The organism is Variovorax sp. CAN15, from assembly GCF_030462475.1.
GTDB lineage: Bacteria > Pseudomonadota > Gammaproteobacteria > Burkholderiales > Burkholderiaceae_C > Variovorax.
Map to the genome: position 1 here is coordinate 143,245 of NZ_JASMRZ010000005.1, position 16,587 is coordinate 159,831.

The 16,587-nt window shown below is 70.2% G+C and carries 9 protein-coding genes and 1 pseudogene; 7 read left to right on the forward strand and 3 right to left on the reverse strand.

Going from position 1 to position 16,587, the window contains the following annotated elements; genetic code table 11:
- Window positions 1–6: 6 nt before the first annotated feature.
- The 6 genes from QMO14_RS06500 (at window position 7) to QMO14_RS06525 (ending at window position 13,582) form a co-directional block, all read left to right on the forward strand.
- Window positions 7–771 (forward strand): LamB/YcsF family protein, encoded by a 765-nt coding sequence (locus QMO14_RS06500; RefSeq protein ID WP_301505569.1) that lies wholly within the window; start codon window positions 7–9, stop codon window positions 769–771.
- Window positions 772–776: 5 nt separating this feature from the next.
- Window positions 777–2,354, forward strand: a complete 1,578-nt coding sequence (locus QMO14_RS06505; RefSeq protein WP_301505609.1) for an urea amidolyase family protein — start codon at window positions 777–779, stop codon at window positions 2,352–2,354.
- Entirely contained in the window at window positions 2,351–4,081 is a 1,731-nt protein-coding gene (locus QMO14_RS06510) for a biotin carboxylase N-terminal domain-containing protein (RefSeq protein ID WP_301505570.1), read from the forward strand. The genes QMO14_RS06505 and QMO14_RS06510 overlap by 4 nt, the downstream gene beginning before the upstream one ends.
- Before the next feature lie 386 nt (window positions 4,082–4,467).
- Window positions 4,468–11,994 (forward strand): non-ribosomal peptide synthetase, encoded by a 7,527-nt coding sequence (locus QMO14_RS06515; protein WP_301505571.1) that lies wholly within the window; start codon window positions 4,468–4,470, stop codon window positions 11,992–11,994.
- 1 nt (window position 11,995) lies between these two features.
- A complete protein-coding gene (locus QMO14_RS06520) occupies window positions 11,996–13,318 on the forward strand; it encodes a glycosyltransferase (RefSeq protein WP_301505572.1) in 1,323 nt (440 codons plus the stop codon).
- A 39-nt stretch (window positions 13,319–13,357) separates the two neighbouring features.
- A complete protein-coding gene (locus QMO14_RS06525; RefSeq protein ID WP_301505573.1) occupies window positions 13,358–13,582 on the forward strand; it encodes an MbtH family protein in 225 nt (74 codons plus the stop codon).
- Between the two features lie 299 nt (window positions 13,583–13,881).
- Here QMO14_RS06525 and QMO14_RS06530 read toward each other — a convergent pair whose 3' ends face one another.
- Together QMO14_RS06530 and QMO14_RS06535 are read right to left on the reverse strand one after the other, a co-directional pair.
- The gene (locus QMO14_RS06530; protein WP_301505574.1) at window positions 13,882–14,589 is read right to left on the reverse strand and encodes a VIT family protein; all 708 of its coding nucleotides are present in this window, start codon (window positions 14,587–14,589) and stop codon (window positions 13,882–13,884) included.
- 18 nt (window positions 14,590–14,607) lie between these two features.
- Window positions 14,608–15,168, reverse strand: a complete 561-nt coding sequence (locus QMO14_RS06535) for a cytochrome b (protein ID WP_301505575.1) — start codon at window positions 15,166–15,168, stop codon at window positions 14,608–14,610.
- Window positions 15,169–15,391: 223 nt separating this feature from the next.
- On the opposite strand from QMO14_RS06535, the pseudogene QMO14_RS06540 reads away from it, so the two are divergent.
- A pseudogene (locus QMO14_RS06540) lies at window positions 15,392–15,553 on the forward strand (IS3 family transposase); the annotation flags it as partial.
- Window positions 15,554–15,567: 14 nt separating this feature from the next.
- Here QMO14_RS06540 and QMO14_RS06545 read toward each other — a convergent pair.
- Window positions 15,568–16,455, reverse strand: coding sequence for a helix-turn-helix transcriptional regulator (locus tag QMO14_RS06545; RefSeq protein ID WP_301505576.1), 888 nt, complete (start codon window positions 16,453–16,455; stop codon window positions 15,568–15,570).
- Between the last annotated feature and the right edge of the window lie 132 nt (window positions 16,456–16,587).

The window sequence follows — 16,587 nt, forward strand, 5'->3', positions numbered from 1 at the left end:
CGAACGATGAACATCGACTTGAACAGCGACCTCGGCGAGAGCCTCGGCGCCTGGCGCATGGGCGACGACGCCGCCATGCTTTCCCTCGTGAGCAGCGCCAACGTGGCCTGCGGCTTCCATGCGGGCGACCCGGCCGGCATCCTGCGCACGCTGCGCCAGGCCAGGGAGCGCGGCGTGGTCATCGGCGCGCACGTCGCCTACCGCGACCTCGTGGGCTTCGGGCGCCGCAACATGGACGTGGAAAGCGCCGACCTGCGCGCCGACGTGATCTACCAGATCGGCGCGCTCAAGGGCCTGGCCGCGGCCGCCGGCGCCACCGTGCGCTACGTGAAGCCGCACGGCGCGCTCTACAACACCATCGCCCACGACGAGCGCCAGGCGCGCGACGTGATCGCCGCCATCCGCGAGATCGACGCCAGCCTCGTGCTGGTGGCGCTCGCGGGTTCGCCGCTGCTGGGCTGGGCGCGCGACGCGGGCCTGCGCGCGGTGGCCGAGGCCTTCGCCGACCGCGCCTACACGCCGAAGGGCACGCTGGTATCGCGCCGCGAATCCGGTGCGGTGCTGCACGACGCCGAAGAGGTGGCCGCGCGCATGCTGCGGCTTGCCTCCGAGGGCGTGGTCACTGCCATCGACGGCAGCACGGTGCGCATCGAGGCCGAGTCGGTCTGCGTGCACGGCGACAGTCCCGGCGCGGTCGAGATGGCGCGGCAGGTGCGCGCGCGGCTGGAGAGCGCGGGCGTCGCGATCCGCTCCTTCGTGGACGCCGCATGACGACGATGCGTTTCCTGCCGGTCAACCTGAACGCGGTGCTGGTCGAGCTCGAAGACCTGCCGCAAACGCTCGCGCTGCTGGCCTCGCTGCGCGCGGAGCCCATCGCGGGCATCGAGGAGCTGGTGCCCGCCGCGCGCACGCTGCTGGTCAGCTTTCGCCCGGCTGCCATTTCGGCCGACGAACTCGAGCGGCGGATCGGCGCGCGCAGCCTCGATGCACGCGAGACGCGCATCGACAGGCGCATCGAGATTCCCGTGCGCTACGACGGCGAGGACCTGGAGGAGGTGGCGGAGCTGCTCGGTATCGCGCCCGGTGAAGTCGTGCGCCGCCACACCGGCAGCGACTACACGGTCGCCTTCACCGGCTTCGCGCCCGGCTTCGCCTACTTGTCGGGCGGGCATCCGAGCCTGAACGTGCCGCGCCGCAAGGTGCCGCGCACGCGCATTCCGGCGGGCGCGGTCGGGCTCGCCGGCAGCTTCAGCGGCGTCTACCCGCAGGCCAGCCCCGGCGGCTGGCAGATCCTCGGCATCACCGACGCGCCGATGTGGGACCTTTCGCGCGAGACGCCCGCGCTGCTGCAGCCGGGCGACACGGTGCGCTTCGTCGACGTGACCGGGCAGCCGCGCGCGGAGGTGAAAGCCGTCGCCGCGCCGGCGCAACCGGCGGTGTCGAACAACGGCTGCGCCTTCGAGATCCGCGCCCCGGGCCTGCAGGCGCTGCTGCAGGACGGCGGGCGCCATGGCCAGGCGAAGCAAGGTGTGTCGGCTTCCGGCGCGATGGACCGTCGCTCGCTGCAGGCGGCCAACCGGCTCGTGGGCAATGCGTCTGACACGGCGTGCATCGAGATCGCGTACGGCGGCTTCCAGCTCGCCTGCCGTGGCGATGCGGTGGTGGCCGTCACTGGTGCCGAAGGCTCCGTCACGCTCACGCGTGCGGACGGCGTGAAGTGGCCGCTGTCGCGCTACCAGCCTGTCGCGCTGGCCGATGGCGACGTGCTCGCGCTGGGCGAGCCTGCGGCCGGCATCCGCAGCTACCTCGCGGTGCGTGGCGGCTTCGACATCGCGCCGGTGCTCGGCAGCCTTTCCACCGATACGCTCGCGCGCATCGGCCCGCCGCAGATCGCCGCCGGCGATGTGTTGCCCATCCGCCCTGTCGCCGGCGGCGCCCTCGTCGGCGAGCCCGAGCTGCCGCCTTCTGGCCTGCCCTGCGTGCATGAGGAAGTGGTGCTCGACATCGTCTTCGGCCCGCGCACCGACTGGTTCACCGACGAGGCGCTTGCGCTGCTTTGCAGCCAGTCGTGGCTGGTCACGCCGCAGTCCAACCGCGTGGGCGTGCGCCTGGCCGGAGAGAAAGCGCTGGAGCGCACCAACCACGCCGAGCTGCCCAGCGAGGGCACGGCCTGCGGCGCGATCCAGGTGCCGGCCAGCGGCCAGCCCGTGCTGTTCCTGGCCGACCATCCGCTGACCGGCGGCTATCCGGTGATCGCCTCCGTCGCCACGCACCACCTGGACCGCGCGGGGCAGATCCCCGTGAACGCGCGCGTCCGCTTCAAGCCCATTGCTCCAGTGAAAGCCTTCCGATGAAGAAAGTCCTGATCGCCAACCGAGGCGAAATCGCCGTGCGCATCGCGCGCGCCTGTGCCGACCACGGCGTGAAATCCGTCGCCGTGTATGCCGACGCCGACCTGAACGCGCTGCACGCGCGCACGGCCGACGAGGCCTACGGGCTCGACGGCAACAGGCCCGCCGACACCTACCTCAACATCGCCAAGCTGCTCGACGTGGCCGCGCGCAGCGGCGCCGACGCGGTGCATCCGGGCTACGGCTTTCTTTCGGAGAGCGCGGCCTTCGCGCAGGCGGTCATCGACGCGGGCCTGACCTGGATCGGCCCGTCGCCGGCCGCCATTGCGATGCTGGGCGACAAGGTGCAGGCCCGCAAGCTCGCGATGAAGGTGGGCGCGCCGCTGGTGGCGGGCACGGCCGATCCGGTGAAGGACGCGGGCGAGGTGCTCGCCTTCGCCGAGAAGCACGGCCTGCCGGTCGCGATCAAGGCCGCGTTCGGCGGCGGCGGGCGCGGCATCAAGGTGGCGTGGCGGCTCGACGAGGTCGAGGGCCTCTACGAATCGGCGGTGCGCGAGGCGGTCACGGCCTTCGGGCGCGGCGAGTGCTATGTGGAGCAGTTCCTCGACCGTCCGCGCCACGTCGAGGCGCAGGTGCTGGCCGACACGCACGGCAACGTGGTGGTGCTCGGCACGCGCGACTGCTCGCTGCAGCGGCGCAACCAGAAGCTGGTGGAAGAGGCGCCCGCGCCCTTCCTGAGCGACGCGCAGCGCGAGCGCATCCACCAGGCCGCGCGCGACATCTGCGCCGAGGCCGGCTACACCGGCGCCGGCACGGTCGAATTCATGCTGAGCGCGAGCGGCGCGATCTCCTTCCTCGAAGTGAACACGCGGCTGCAGGTGGAGCATCCGGTGACGGAGGAGACCACGGGCATCGACCTCGTGATCGAGCAGCTGCGCATCGCCGAAGGCCTGCCGCTGCAGATCAGGCAGACGCCCGCGCCGCGCGGCCATGCCTTCGAGTTCCGCATCAACGCCGAGGACGTGGGGCGCGGCTTCCTGCCGTCGCCGGGGCCGGTGAAGGTGTTCGACGCGCCCTCGGGTCCGGGCGTGCGCGTGGATGCCGGCGTGGAGGCGGGCTCGCAGGTGCCGGGCACCTTCGATTCGCTGATGGCCAAGCTGATCGTCACCGGCGCCACGCGCGAGCAGGCCATCGCGCGTGCGCGTCGCGCGCTGAAGGAATTCCGCATCGAGGGCCTGCCGACCGTGCTGCCCTTCCACCGCGCGGTGATGGCGCACCCGGACTTCGTTTCGGGCGATGCCTTCAAGGTGCACACGCGCTGGATCGAGACCGACTTCGCCAACGGCGAGAAGCCGGCCCTGCGCCCCGATCCGCTGCCCGATGCAGCGCTGCTGCGCACGGCGATCGAAGTCGACGGGCGGCGCATGGCAGTGGGCTTGCCTGCCGTGCTGCTGAGCGGGTTTTCGTCGGCGGCTGGCGGCGCTGCCGTGGCGCCTGCTTCGCAGGCACCTGCGGCAGATGCAGCCGCGGTGGCTGCGCCCGTCTCGGGCACGGTGCAGGCCTGGAAGGTGGCCGACGGCGACGAGGTGGCCGAGGGCGCCGTCATTGCGGTGATGGAAGCGATGAAGATGGAGATGCAGGTGCTCGCGCATCGCGCGGGGCGCATCGCCTTCTCGGTGGCTGCGGGCGGCTATGTGACGGTCGGCGCCGCCATCGCGACCATCGCCTGATATCGACGCGCGGAGAACTTTTCTCTGCATGCTTCAGGCGGTCGGCGCGGCCGCCTGAAGCATTTTCTCTTCGTGTCTACGCCGGCTGCCAGAGCGCGCAGTCCGGGTAAGACCCTACGCGCAGCAGAAGAAGTTGCTGCATTGCAACATTCCATTTCCTGCGCTTGCGCTTGCGGTTACCACGAAAGCCATCGGATTTTTCGGCCGCGAATCGGGTGACCACTTCCCGATGAAATCTTTCTCTCTCAACACCTCACGTGAAATGTTTTCACCCGGGAAGCTGTCGCTGAAATTATTGAAACAGCTTGTACATTGATTCGGAGTTTGCAATTGTTTCCCGAGGGAAACGATCGCTCGCCGATTCAATTCAAGACGTGGAGAAGTTCATGAGCACGGTCGATCCCCTGGGCGCCGCATCGGTCCTCACTACGGGCCAGATGGCGATGTGGCTCGGCGCGAAGTTCGCCTCGCCCGACACCAACTTCAACCTCGCCGAAGCCATCGAGATCGAGGGCTGGATCGATCCCGACATCTTCATGGCCGCGATGCGGCAGGTGACCGAAGAGGCCGAGGCCACGCGCCTGAACTTCGTCGACACCGCGCAGGGCCCGCGGCAGGTGGTGGCGCCCGCCTTCACGCGCGAGATGCCCTTCCTGGACTTCAGCGGCGAACACGATCCGGCCGCCGCCGCGCAGGCATGGATGCAGGCCGACTTCACGCGCAAGGACGACCTCGCGCGCGACCAGCTGTGGATGTCCGCGCTGATCCGCCTGGCCGACGACCACCACGTCTGGTACCACCGCAGCCATCACATCGTGCTCGACGGCTTCGGCGGCGGGCTCATCGCGCGCCGTTTCGCCGACGTCTACAGCGCACGCATCGCCGGCACCGAGGTGCCGGAGGCATCGCGCCTCGCGCCCATCTCGCAGCTGATGGAGGAAGACAAGGCCTATCGCGAATCGGGACGCTACCCGCGCGACAGGCAGTACTGGACGGAGCGCTTCGCCGACGCCCCCGATCCGCTGAGCCTGGCCTCGCAGTGCTCGGTGAACGTGGGCGGCCTGCTGCGCCAGACCGCGCACCTGCCGGCCGAAAGCGTGCGGGCCCTGGCCGACATCGCGCAGCAGCTCGGCGCCACGCTGCCGCAGATCCTGATCGCGACCACCGCCGCCTACCTGTACCGCGCCACCGGCGTCGAGGACATGGTGATCGGCATTCCCGTCACCGCGCGGCACAACGACCGCATGCGCCGCGTGCCCGCGATGGTGGCCAACGCGCTGCCGCTGCGCCTCGCGATGCGGCCGGACCTGCCGGTGGCCGGGCTGATCGCCGAGGTGGGGCGGCAGATGCGGCAGGTCCTGCGGCACCAGTCCTACCGCTACGAGCACCTGCGCAGCGACCTCAACATGCTGGTGAACAACCGGCAGCTCTTCACCACCGTGGTCAACGTCGAGCCCTTCGACTACGACTTCCGCTTCGCCGGCCACGCCGCGAGGCCGCGCAACCTGTCCAACGGCACGGCCGAGGACCTGGGAATCTTCCTGTACGAGCGCGGCAACGGGCAGGACCTGCAGATCGACTTCGACGCCAACCCCGCGATCCACACCGCGCAGTCGCTGGCCGACCACCAGCACCGGCTGCTGGCTTTCATGACGGCGGTGATCCGCCGGCCCGCGCAGGCCATCGGCCACGTCGACCTGCTCGATGCCGCAGAGCGCGAGCAGCTGCTTGTGACGTGGAACGACACGGCGCACGCGGTGCCCGAGACGAACCTCGTCGCGCTCATCGAGGCGCGGCTCGCCGCCAACCCGCAGGGCATCGCGCTGCGCTTCGAGGGCGAGGCGATGAGCAACGAGGAACTCGACCGCCGCGCCAACCGCCTCGCGCACCTGCTGCGCGCGCATGGCGCGGGCCCCGAGCGCACCGTGGCGCTGGCCATTCCGCGTTCCTTCGACCTGATGGTGGCGCTGCTCGCCACGCTGAAGACCGGCGCCGCCTACCTGCCGGTGGACCCGGACTTCCCGCAGGAGCGCATCGCCTTCATGCTCGGCGATGCGCGGCCCGCCTGCCTCGTCACCACCGAAGCGCTCGCGCAGTCGTTGCCGGCAGATGCGCCGAAGCTTCTGCTCGATGTAGCGCAAACGTTTGCGGCACTGGCGAACAGCGACGATGCCGCGCCCGGCGTGGCCATCGACCCCGCGCATCCGGCCTACGTGATCTACACCTCCGGCTCCACCGGCAAGCCCAAGGGCGCGGTGGTGTCGCACCGCGCCATCGTCAACCGCCTGCGCTGGATGCAGGACCGCTACGGCCTGAAGGCCGACGACCGCGTGCTGCAGAAGACACCATCGAGCTTCGACGTGTCGGTGTGGGAATTCTTCTGGCCGCTGATCGACGGCGCCACGCTGGTGCTCGCGAAGCCCGGCGGCCACAAGGACGCGGCCTACCTCGCGAAGCTGATCGCCGATGAAGGCATCACTACCGCGCATTTCGTGCCGTCGATGCTGGAAGTATTCCTGCTCGAGCCGAAGGCGCGCGAGTGCGCCTCGCTGCGGCGCGTGATCTGCAGCGGCGAGGCGCTGTCGCCCGCGCTGGTGTCGCAGTTCCAGCGGCAGCTGCCGTGCGAGCTGCACAACCTCTACGGGCCGACCGAGGCCGCGGTCGACGTCACCTCGTGGGAATGCCCGCGCGATGACGGCGAGGGCCAGTCTCCGAAGGGCAGCGTGCCCATCGGCCAGCCGATCTGGAACACGCAGATGCACGTGCTCGACAGCGGCCTGCAGCCCGTGCTGCCCGGCACCACCGGCGAGCTGTACATCGCGGGCATCGGCCTCGCGCGCGGCTATCTCGAGCGGCCGCTGCTGAGCGCCGAGCGCTTCGTGGCCAATCCCTATGGCGAGCCCGGCAGCCGCATGTACCGCAGCGGCGACCTCGCGCGCTGGCGCGAGGACGGCAGCCTCGACTTCCTCGGCCGCGCCGACCAGCAGGTGAAGATCCGCGGCCTGCGCATCGAGCCCGGCGAGATCGAGTCGGCGCTGCTGCGGCATCCGCAGGTCGCGCAGGCGGCGGTGATCGCGCGCGAGGACGTGCCGGGCGAGAAGCGCCTGGTCGCCTACTTCGTGACGGCTGCGGACGCGGCCGATCCGCAATCGGCCGAGCTGCGCACGTTCCTCGCGCAGGCACTGCCCGAGTACATGGTGCCCTCGGCCTTCGTCGGCGTGCCCGCGCTGCCGCTGGGCCCCAGCGGCAAGCTCGACCGCCGCGCGCTGCCCGCGCCGGAGCTGCAGGCGGCCACGGCCTACGTCGCGCCGCGCACGCACACCGAGAAGATCCTCGCGGGCCTCTGGGCCGAGACGCTGCGCCTGCCGCGCGTGGGCATCGAGGACAACTTCTTCGAGCTCGGCGGGCACTCGCTGATGATCGTGCAGCTGATCTCGATGATCCGCCAGCAGTTCATGATCGACCTGCCGCTGGACACGCTTTTCCAGGTCTCCACCATCGCCGGCCTCGCCGAGCTGCTCGACCAGGCCTCGCAGTCGCGGCCCGGCATCACCCCGAAGCCGCGCCCCGCGCGCATTCCGCTGTCGTTCGCGCAGCGCCGCCTGTGGCTGATGAATCAGCTGGAGAACGCCAATCCCGCCTACAACATGCCGCTGGCCCTGCGCCTGTCGGGCGTGCTCGACCGCGCCGCGCTGCAGTCGGCGCTCGACGACCTGCTGCAGCGCCACGAGAGCCTGCGCACCATCTACCCGAGCGAGGACGGGCTGCCCTGCCAGCACATCCTTGAAGGCGAACAGGCCCGCGCGCTGCTGATCGAGGCCGACAGCAGCGAGGACGAGATCGCCGCGCAGCTGCACGCCGCCGCGCGCAGCGGCTTTGACCTCGGCACTACCGCGCCGCTGCGGCCGCACCTCTTCAGGCTGGCCGACGACGAGCATGTGCTGCTGCTGCTCACGCACCACATCGTGGGCGACGGCGCCTCGCTGCTGCCGCTGGCGCGCGACCTCAGCATCGCGTATGCCGCGCGCAGCGAAGGCAAGGCACCGGGCTGGGCGCCGCTGTCGCTGCAGTACGCCGACTACGCGCTGTGGCAKCAGGAGCTGCTCGGCAGCGAGGACGACCCTGAGAGCATGGCCGGCCGCCAGCGCGAGTTCTGGCGCGAGACCCTGCGCGACCTGCCCGAGCGGTTGAGCCTGCCGGTCGACCGGCCTCATCCGGGCGTGCCGAGCTACCGGGGCGACGTGGTGCCGCTGCAGATTCCATCGCACGTTCACGAGCGCATGCTGCAGCTGGCGCGCGACGGCCAGGCCAGCGTCTTCATGGTGCTGCAGGCCGCGCTCGCGGGGCTGCTCAACCGGCTGGGCGCTGGCGACGACATCGTCATCGGAACGCCGGTGGCCGGCCGCAGCGACCACGCGCTGGACGAGCTCATCGGCTGCTTCGTCAACGCGCTGGTGCTGCGCACCGACGTGGCGGGCCAGCCCAGCCTGCGCGAGCTGGTCGCTCGGGTGCGCGCCACCAACCTCGCGGCCTACGCGAACCAGGAGTTCCCGTACGACCGCATCGTGGAGCTGCTGCGGCCGCAGCGCGGCGGCGCGAACCTGCCGCTGTTCCAGGTCATGCTGGGCTTCCAGAGCGGCAGCAACCGGCTCTCTTTCGGGCTGCCGGGCCTGTCGATCACGCCGCAGCCGGTGGAGGTGGACACGGCCAAGTTCGACCTGTCCTTCATCCTCGACGAGCAGCGCGGCGCCGACGGCCTGCCGGGCGGCATCGCGGGCGGCATCCAGTTCAGCACCGACATCTTCGACCGCGCCACTGTCGAGGCCATCGGCCATCGGCTGGTGCGCCTGCTCGAGCAGGCCTGCGATGCGCCCGATGCCGCGCTGGGCAGCCTGGACATCCTCGGCGACGAGGAGCGCAGCCGCCTGCTGGCCGACTGGAGCGGCAGGAGTGCCGGTACGCGCGACGACATCGCGCCGCTGTCGCTCGCGGCCATGGTGGAGTCGCACGCCGCCGCGCGTCCGCATGCGGCGGCGGTGGTGCTCGACGACGCCTGCGTCGTGAGCTATACCGCGCTCGACGTGCGCGCCAACAGGCTCGCGCACCTGCTGCGCGGACGGGGCGTCGGCGCGGGCCACATCGTCGCGACCGTGCTGCCGCGTTCGCTGGACCTCGTGGTGGCGCACCTCGCCATCGTGAAGGCCGGTGCGGCCTACCTGCCCGTCGACCCGAACCACATGGCCGGCCGCAGCGCCTTCGTGTTCGAGGAGGCAGCGCCCGCCGCCGTGCTGACGCGTGCGTCGCTGCTGCCGGAGCTGGCCGGCATTGCGCACTGCCTCGCGCTCGACAGCGACGAGACCGTTGCCGCGCTGGCCATCCAGTCGGACGGGCCCGTGGCGCAGCCGCGCGCGGCCGACCCGCGCGACGCCGCCTACGTCATCTACACATCGGGCTCCACCGGCAAGCCCAAGGGCGTGGTGGTGCCGCACCAGGGCTTGAGCAGCCTCGGCGCCTCGATGGCGCAGCGCTTCGCCATCGACCACGACTCGCGCGTGCTGCAGTTCTCCTCCAGCGGCTTCGATGCTTCGGTGATGGACCTGCTGATGGCCTTCCATGCCGGCGCCGCGCTGGTGGTGCCTTCGGCGCAGCAGGTGCTGGGCGCGGAACTGGGCGCGCTGATCGACAGGCTGGCCGTGAGCCACGCGCTGATCCCGCCGGCCGCGCTCGCGACGCTGCCCGAGGGCGAGTACCCGTGCCTGCGGACGGTGGTGGTGGGCGGCGATGCCTGCTCCGCCGAGCTGGCCGCGCGCTGGTCCAGGGGCCGGCGCATGATCAACGCCTACGGCCCGACCGAGATCACCATCTGCGCGAGCACCAGCGCGCCGATGAACGGCCAGGAGCCGCCCACCATCGGCACGCCGGTGTGGAACACGCGCGTGTACGTGCTCGACGACGCGCTGCAGCCGGTGCCGCCGGGCGTGGCGGGCGAGCTCTACATCGCGGGCAGCGGCGTCGCGCGCGGCTACCTGAACCGATCGCTTTTGAGCGCCGAGCGCTTCGTCGCCGATCCATTCGGCGAGCCCGGCAGCCGCATGTACCGCAGCGGCGACCTGGCGCGCTGGCGCAACGACGGCAGCCTCGACTTCCTCGGCCGCGCCGACCAGCAGGTGAAGATCCGCGGCTACCGCATCGAGCCGGGCGAGATCGAATCGGTGCTGCTGCGGCATCCGCAGGTGACGCAGGCGGCGGTGATCGCGCGCGAGGACGTGCCGGGCGAGAAGCGCCTCGTGGCCTACGTGGTGGCGTCCTCCGATCCGCAGCCTGCGCAGCTGCGCGCCCACATGGCGCAGTCGCTGCCCGACTACATGGTGCCCTCGGCCTTCGTGCACCTGCCATTCCTGCCGCTGACGCAAAGCGGCAAGCTCGACCGCAGGGCGCTGCCCGGGCCTGAGCAGCAGGCCGCCTCGGCCTATGCCGAGCCGCGCACAGCCACCGAAAGGCAGCTTGCCGCACTGTGGGCCGAGACGCTGCACCTGGAGCGCGTGGGCATCCACGACAACTTCTTCGAGCTCGGCGGGCATTCGCTGATGGCGATCCAGCTCGGCATGCGCATCCGCCAGCAGGTGCGCGCGGACTTCCCGCATGCCGAGGTCTACAACCGGCCGACCATCGCGGCGCTGGCCGCATGGCTGGACGACAACACGGCCGGCGCCGGGGCGCTGGACCTGTCGCGCGAACTCGACCTGCCCGCGTACATCCGCAGGCAGGAGACCGTGCCGCCGCTGGCCGCGAAGCGCGTGTTCCTGACCGGCGCCAGCGGCTTCGTCGGCAGCCACCTGCTGGCCGCGCTGCTGCGTGACACCGCCGCCTGCGTGGTCTGCCACGTGCGCGCCGCCGACGAAGAGGCCGGCAGGCGCCGCCTGCAGCTCACGCTGGCGCAGCGGCAGCTTGGCGCGATCTGGGACGACGCGCGCATCAAGGTCGTGACCGGCGACCTCGGCAAGCCGCGCCTGGGCCTGGACGAGGGCGCGGTGGAACTGGTACGCGAGGGCTGCGACGCCATCTACCACTGCGCGGCGCAGGTCGACTTCCTGCACCCCTACGCCAGCCTGAAGCCGGCCAACGTCGACAGCGTGGTCACGCTGCTCGAGTGGACCGCGCAGGGCCGGCCGAAGAGCATGCACTATGTGTCGACGCTGGCGGTGATCGGCCAGAACAACGGCAAGGAAGGTGCCACCGTCACCGAGCAGTCGGCGCTGGCCTCCTGGAGCGGGCTGGTCGACGGCTACAGCCAGAGCAAGTGGGTGGGCGACGCGCTGGCGCGCGAGGCGCAGGCGCGCGGCATGCCGGTGGCGATCTACCGGCTGGGCGCGGTCACCGGCGACCACACGCATGCGATCTGCAACGCCGACGACCTGATCTGGCGCGTGGCGCACCTCTATGCCGACCTCGAAGCCATTCCCGACATGGACCTGCCGCTGAACCTCACGCCGGTGGACGACGTGGCGCGCGCCATCCTCGGCCTCGCGGGGTTGCAGGCCTCGTGGGGCCAGGTGTTCCACCTGACCAGCCAGGAGGCGCTGCGGGTGCGCGACATTCCGGCCGTGTTCGAGCGGCTCGGCATGCGGCTCGAACCGGTGGGGCTCGAGCCCTGGCTGCAGCGCGCGCATGCGCGGCTTGCGGTGGGGCAGGACCGCGACCTCGCTGCCGTGCTCGCGATCCTCGACCGCTACGACATCTCGGCCACGCCGCCGAAGGTGAGCGGCGAGGCCACGCATGCGCAGCTCCAGGCCATCGGCGCGGCGATCCGCCCGGTGGACCGCGACCTGCTGCAGCGCTATTTCGTCGATCTGGGCATCGACACCAAGGCGCGCCGCCCGGCCGTCGAAACCCGCGCATCGCAGGTGGCCTGAGATGGCGCGCTACCTCATCGCGGCGACCGCGCTGCCGGGACACGTGCTGCCGATGCTGGCCATCGCCCAGCATCTGGTGGGCCTGGGGCACGAGGTGCGGGTGCACACGGCGAGCCGCTTCCGCGCGCAGGTCGAGGCCACCGGCGCGGGCTTCACGCCCTTCGATGCCTCCATCGACTTCGATCACCGCGAGCTCGACCAGCGCTTTCCGCAGCGCCAGCGGCTGCCTTCCGCGCATGCGCAGCTGTGCTTCGGGCTGAAGCATTTCTTCGCCGACGCCATGGCGGCGCAGCGTGCCGGGCTCGGGGCGATCCTGCGCGAGTTCGCGGCCGACGCGATCGTGGTCGACACCATGTTCTGCGGCACCTTCCCGCTGCTGCTGGGGCCGCGCGAGCAGCGCCCGGCGGTGGTGGCCATCGGCATCTCGGCGCTGCCGCTGTCGAGCTGCGACACCGCCTTCTTCGGCACCGCGCTGCCGCCCTCGTCCACGCCGGAGGGACGCGTACGCAACCGGGCGATGAACACCAATCTCAAGCAGGCGATGTTCGGCGAGGTGCAGCGCTACTTCGATGCGCTGCTGACCTGCGCGGGCCTGCCGGCGCTGCCGGAGTTCTTCATCGACGCGATGGTGAAGCTGCCCGACCTGTACCTGCAGCTCACCTCCGAATCCTTCGAGTACCCGCGCAGCGACATGCCGGCTTCGGTGCGCTTCGTCGGCCCGCTGCTCGCGCCTGCCAGCCGCGACTTCGTGCCGCCCGAGTGGTGGCACGAGCTGGACGACGGCCGCGCCGTGGYGCTGGTGACGCAGGGCACGCTGGCCAACCAGAACCCGGCGCAGCTGATCGGACCGACGCTGCAGGCGCTGGCCGGCGCGGGCGACATCCAGGTCATCGCGACCACCGGCGGCCCGCAGCCGGAAGCGCTGAACATGGCGGTGCCCGCGAATGCGCGCGTGCTGCCCTTCGTGCCCTACGACCGGCTGCTGCCCAAGGTCCATGCGATGGTGACCAACGGCGGCTACGGCTCGGTCAACCACGCGCTGAGCCTCGGCGTGCCGCTGGTGGTGGCCGGCGCCACCGAGGAGAAGCCCGAGATCGCCGCGCGCGTGGCCTGGTCGGGAGCAGGCATCAACCTGGGCAACGGGCAGCCCGCCGCGCGCCAGATCGGCGACGCGGTGCGCAGGCTGCTGAAGGAGCCTGCCTACCGCCAGCGCGCGGGCGTGCTGCGCGACGACTTCGCGCGGCATCACGCCCTGACCGAGATTTCGGCCGCGCTCGAGGCGCTGCGCGAAGCCGCCGCTTCCGAATCCCTGGCAATGGCCTGACGAGCCCGATTGAATGAAGAACCCGCAAGGAAACAGACGATGAGCAACCCGTTTGACGACAAGAACGGCACCTTCCAGGTGCTGGTGAACGACGAAGGCCAGCACTCGCTGTGGCCCGCCTTCATCGACGTGCCCGCCGGCTGGAAAGTGGCGCTGCCCGCCACCGACAGGGCCGCCTGCGGCGCCTACATCGAGGCGAACTGGACCGACATGCGCCCGCGGTCGCTCGCGGCCAAGGATCTTCTCGACGCCGCTGGCGCATGAGGGTGTTCGCGCTGCACCGGCGCGGCGCTGCATGGGCGTATGCGTCGCGCCTGCGCTCGTCCGCTGCGGGTGAGGTGAGCGTTGCGCCTGGCGAGCGGAAGGCGCGTGCCGCGTCGGCTGAAGGGCGGCGGGAAAAACCGCAGCAGCAAGGCAGGCCGCGCCGGCGGTGAGCGTCTTCCCACCCCCTGCGCGTTGCTGCTGGCTGGGGGCCCCGGGTGGTCGGGTATCGGCTGGTCGAGAAGCCCGGCATCGCGCACGGCAGGCGGCTCCGAGGTTGCCGAAGAGTCCCCAGGAAGAGCTCAGCCCGAGGTGCCGAACACGGCTCCCACACCGGCTGTGATTCCCATGGCCAGCGTGCCCCAAAAGGTGACGCGCCAGACGCTGCGCGCCACGGGCGTTGCGCCGATCTTTGCGGCGACGGCCCCCAGCGTCGCGAGGAATGCGATGGCGGTCGCGATGGTCCAGGGCAGCAAAGATGCCTGCGGAGCCAGGGCCACCACGGACAGCGGCAGCGCGGCCCCCACGGCGAAGCTCGCCGCCGATGCCAGCGCCGCCTGCAGCGGTCGCGCACTGAGCGCATCCGAGATGCCGAGCTCGTCGCGGGCGTGCGCGCCGAGCCGGTCGTGCGCCATGAGCTGCGTGGCGACCTGGCTGGCCAGCTTGCCGTCGAGGCCGCGGCGCACGTAGATGGCGGTCAGCTCCCGCTGTTCCGCCTCGGGGTCCGTTTCCAGTTCGATGCGCTCGCGCTCCAGGTCGGCCTTTTCCGTGTCGGCCTGGGAATGGACCGAGACAAATTCTCCCGCCGCCATCGACATGGCGCCGGCCACGAGGCCGGCCACTGCCGTTGTCAGGATGTTGGCGTGGCTGGCGTGCGCGGCCGCGACGCCGACGACCAGGCTGGCCGTGGAGATGATGCCGTCGTTGGCGCCGAGCACCGCGGCACGCAGCCAGCCGATGTGCTCGGTGCGGTGGCGCTCGGGATGGGCGCGGGAGTGGAATGACTTCATGGCCTGCTACTGGTCCGCTCACCGACGGGGGTGGCGCCCGGGCAGCATCCGCAAGAGCGTGTCGTCTCTCACGATGTAGTGGTGGGCCAGCGCCGCCGCCGCATGCAGGCCGATCAGGAAATAGCCGGCCGTGGCCAGCGCTTCGTGCACGTCCTGCAACTGCTCGGAAAGCGGCTTGTCCGCGCCGAGGAGCGACGGCACATGCAGACCGAACAGGACGATCGGCTTGCCCTCGGCGCTCAGCGTCAGCCAGCCCAGGATCGGCGTGGCGATCATGAAGGCGTAGAGCGCCAGGTGCATGAGGTGCGCCAGCTTCCCCTGCCAGGCTGGAACAGGCGGCTCGATGCCGGGGGCCGCGCCTGCGCGCCATCGCACGGCAAGTCGAACCATCGCGAGAGCGAGCACGCTCAGGCCCAGCAGGAAGTGCAGAGTCTTGAGATTGGCCCGCAGGTCGCTGCCCCTGGGGGCGAGCCCGCGCAGTTCCATGCAGGCATAGACGGCGACGAGCAGCGCCAGCATCAGCCAGTGCAAGCCGATGACCCATGAGCCGTAGCGGGTGTCCGAATTGTTGAATGTCATGTTCCTCAGCTTCTGAAATGCGTGCCGGCGGTCTCGGGCTCGCCATGGTCGGGGTCGCGCATCAAAATTGTGTACTGCCGCCGAGAAAATCGGTATGTCTTGCATGGGCTGCCGTCTGCCGATGTTGCCGCTTGCGGGCAAGGCGCGCTTGCGCTGGCGCAAGGGCTGCATTGTCGGAAACGAGCGAGAGGCTACCCTTGCGGAAAGAGGCGCCTCGCCCGGCGTGAAGACCTTCCTCAGTTCACTGAAGACCGAGCGCGCGGCCAGAAAGGTGTACCGAACCCGGGAACAGGCCCGCGCCGACGTGTTCGACTACATCGGGCGGTTCCACAACCCGACGCGTCGTCACTCGACGCTCGGCTACGTCTGTCCGATACAGCTCGAGAAAGCTCAAAACATTCAGGTCGGTGTCCACGAAACCGGCGGCAGCCCAGACGTAGCGGGCAGCACGGAAGGGACCACTATGTCTTCTGTTGGCGCGACAGGCATCGCGAGGGCCGCCTGAGCAACTGCGTGCTCCGGGTGCGCCAGCAAGACTCGAACTCGGCCCACTAGCGCGGCTCTGTTGGCGACACGCAGCTTCTTGAACGCATTGCTCAGATGGAAGCGAACCGTCGGGTACTCCAGGCCGAGCCGGCGCTGAATCTCCTTGTCAGGACAGCCGCAACTGACAAGCCAGGCCACTTCGGCCTCACGCTTGCTCAGGCGTCCTTCGCGCTGCAGCGTCGCCTCGGCGGATTCACTTACCTCGCCGACAGGTGCAGTTTCCTTCCAGCCGAGCCGTGAAAGCGCGGCGGTGATTGCTGGCTCAACGAGGCTCAGTATCTCGATTTCTCCCGTATCGAAGTTGCCCCGCTCCCGATTGCGCCAGATGCGAACGTCCCCGACGCACCGCTCTTGATCGTAGAAATAGACATTCACTCCCCAGTACATACGGTCGCGACGAAGGAAGTCATTGAAGAACTCCGTGCGCGACAGGTCTCTCTGGCAGAGCACCTGCGTCGCCAAGGTCGGCTTGCGACGCTGCATCATGGGGTAAGTCAGCGGGTCCACGAAGCGGAAGTAGTCGTCCCAGGACCGCAGATTCTCCTCGGACACGTTGAGCGCGGTCGTCCGGCCGAAGCGCTGCCTTTCGCCGTCCCACACCATCGACACATAGGTGTCGGCATGAAGGAGGTCGAGCATTGGCAGCGCCATGCGCTCGCGCAGTTCGTTACCGTCGGTCGAGTTCGCGACCAGGCGCATGAGGTCCGACAGGGCTCTGGTCTGAGTGGTGGAGAGGTGCATGGCCGATTCCAAGCAAGCTTCATGCGAGGGGCACCAATGCTAGGCAGTAGGGAGGTTTTCGCCAGTCGGGTCTGACCCTACGTTTCGTCCGGCGAGCGGGCCCCCTAACGATTTCTATAGGTTCCCGGCAAA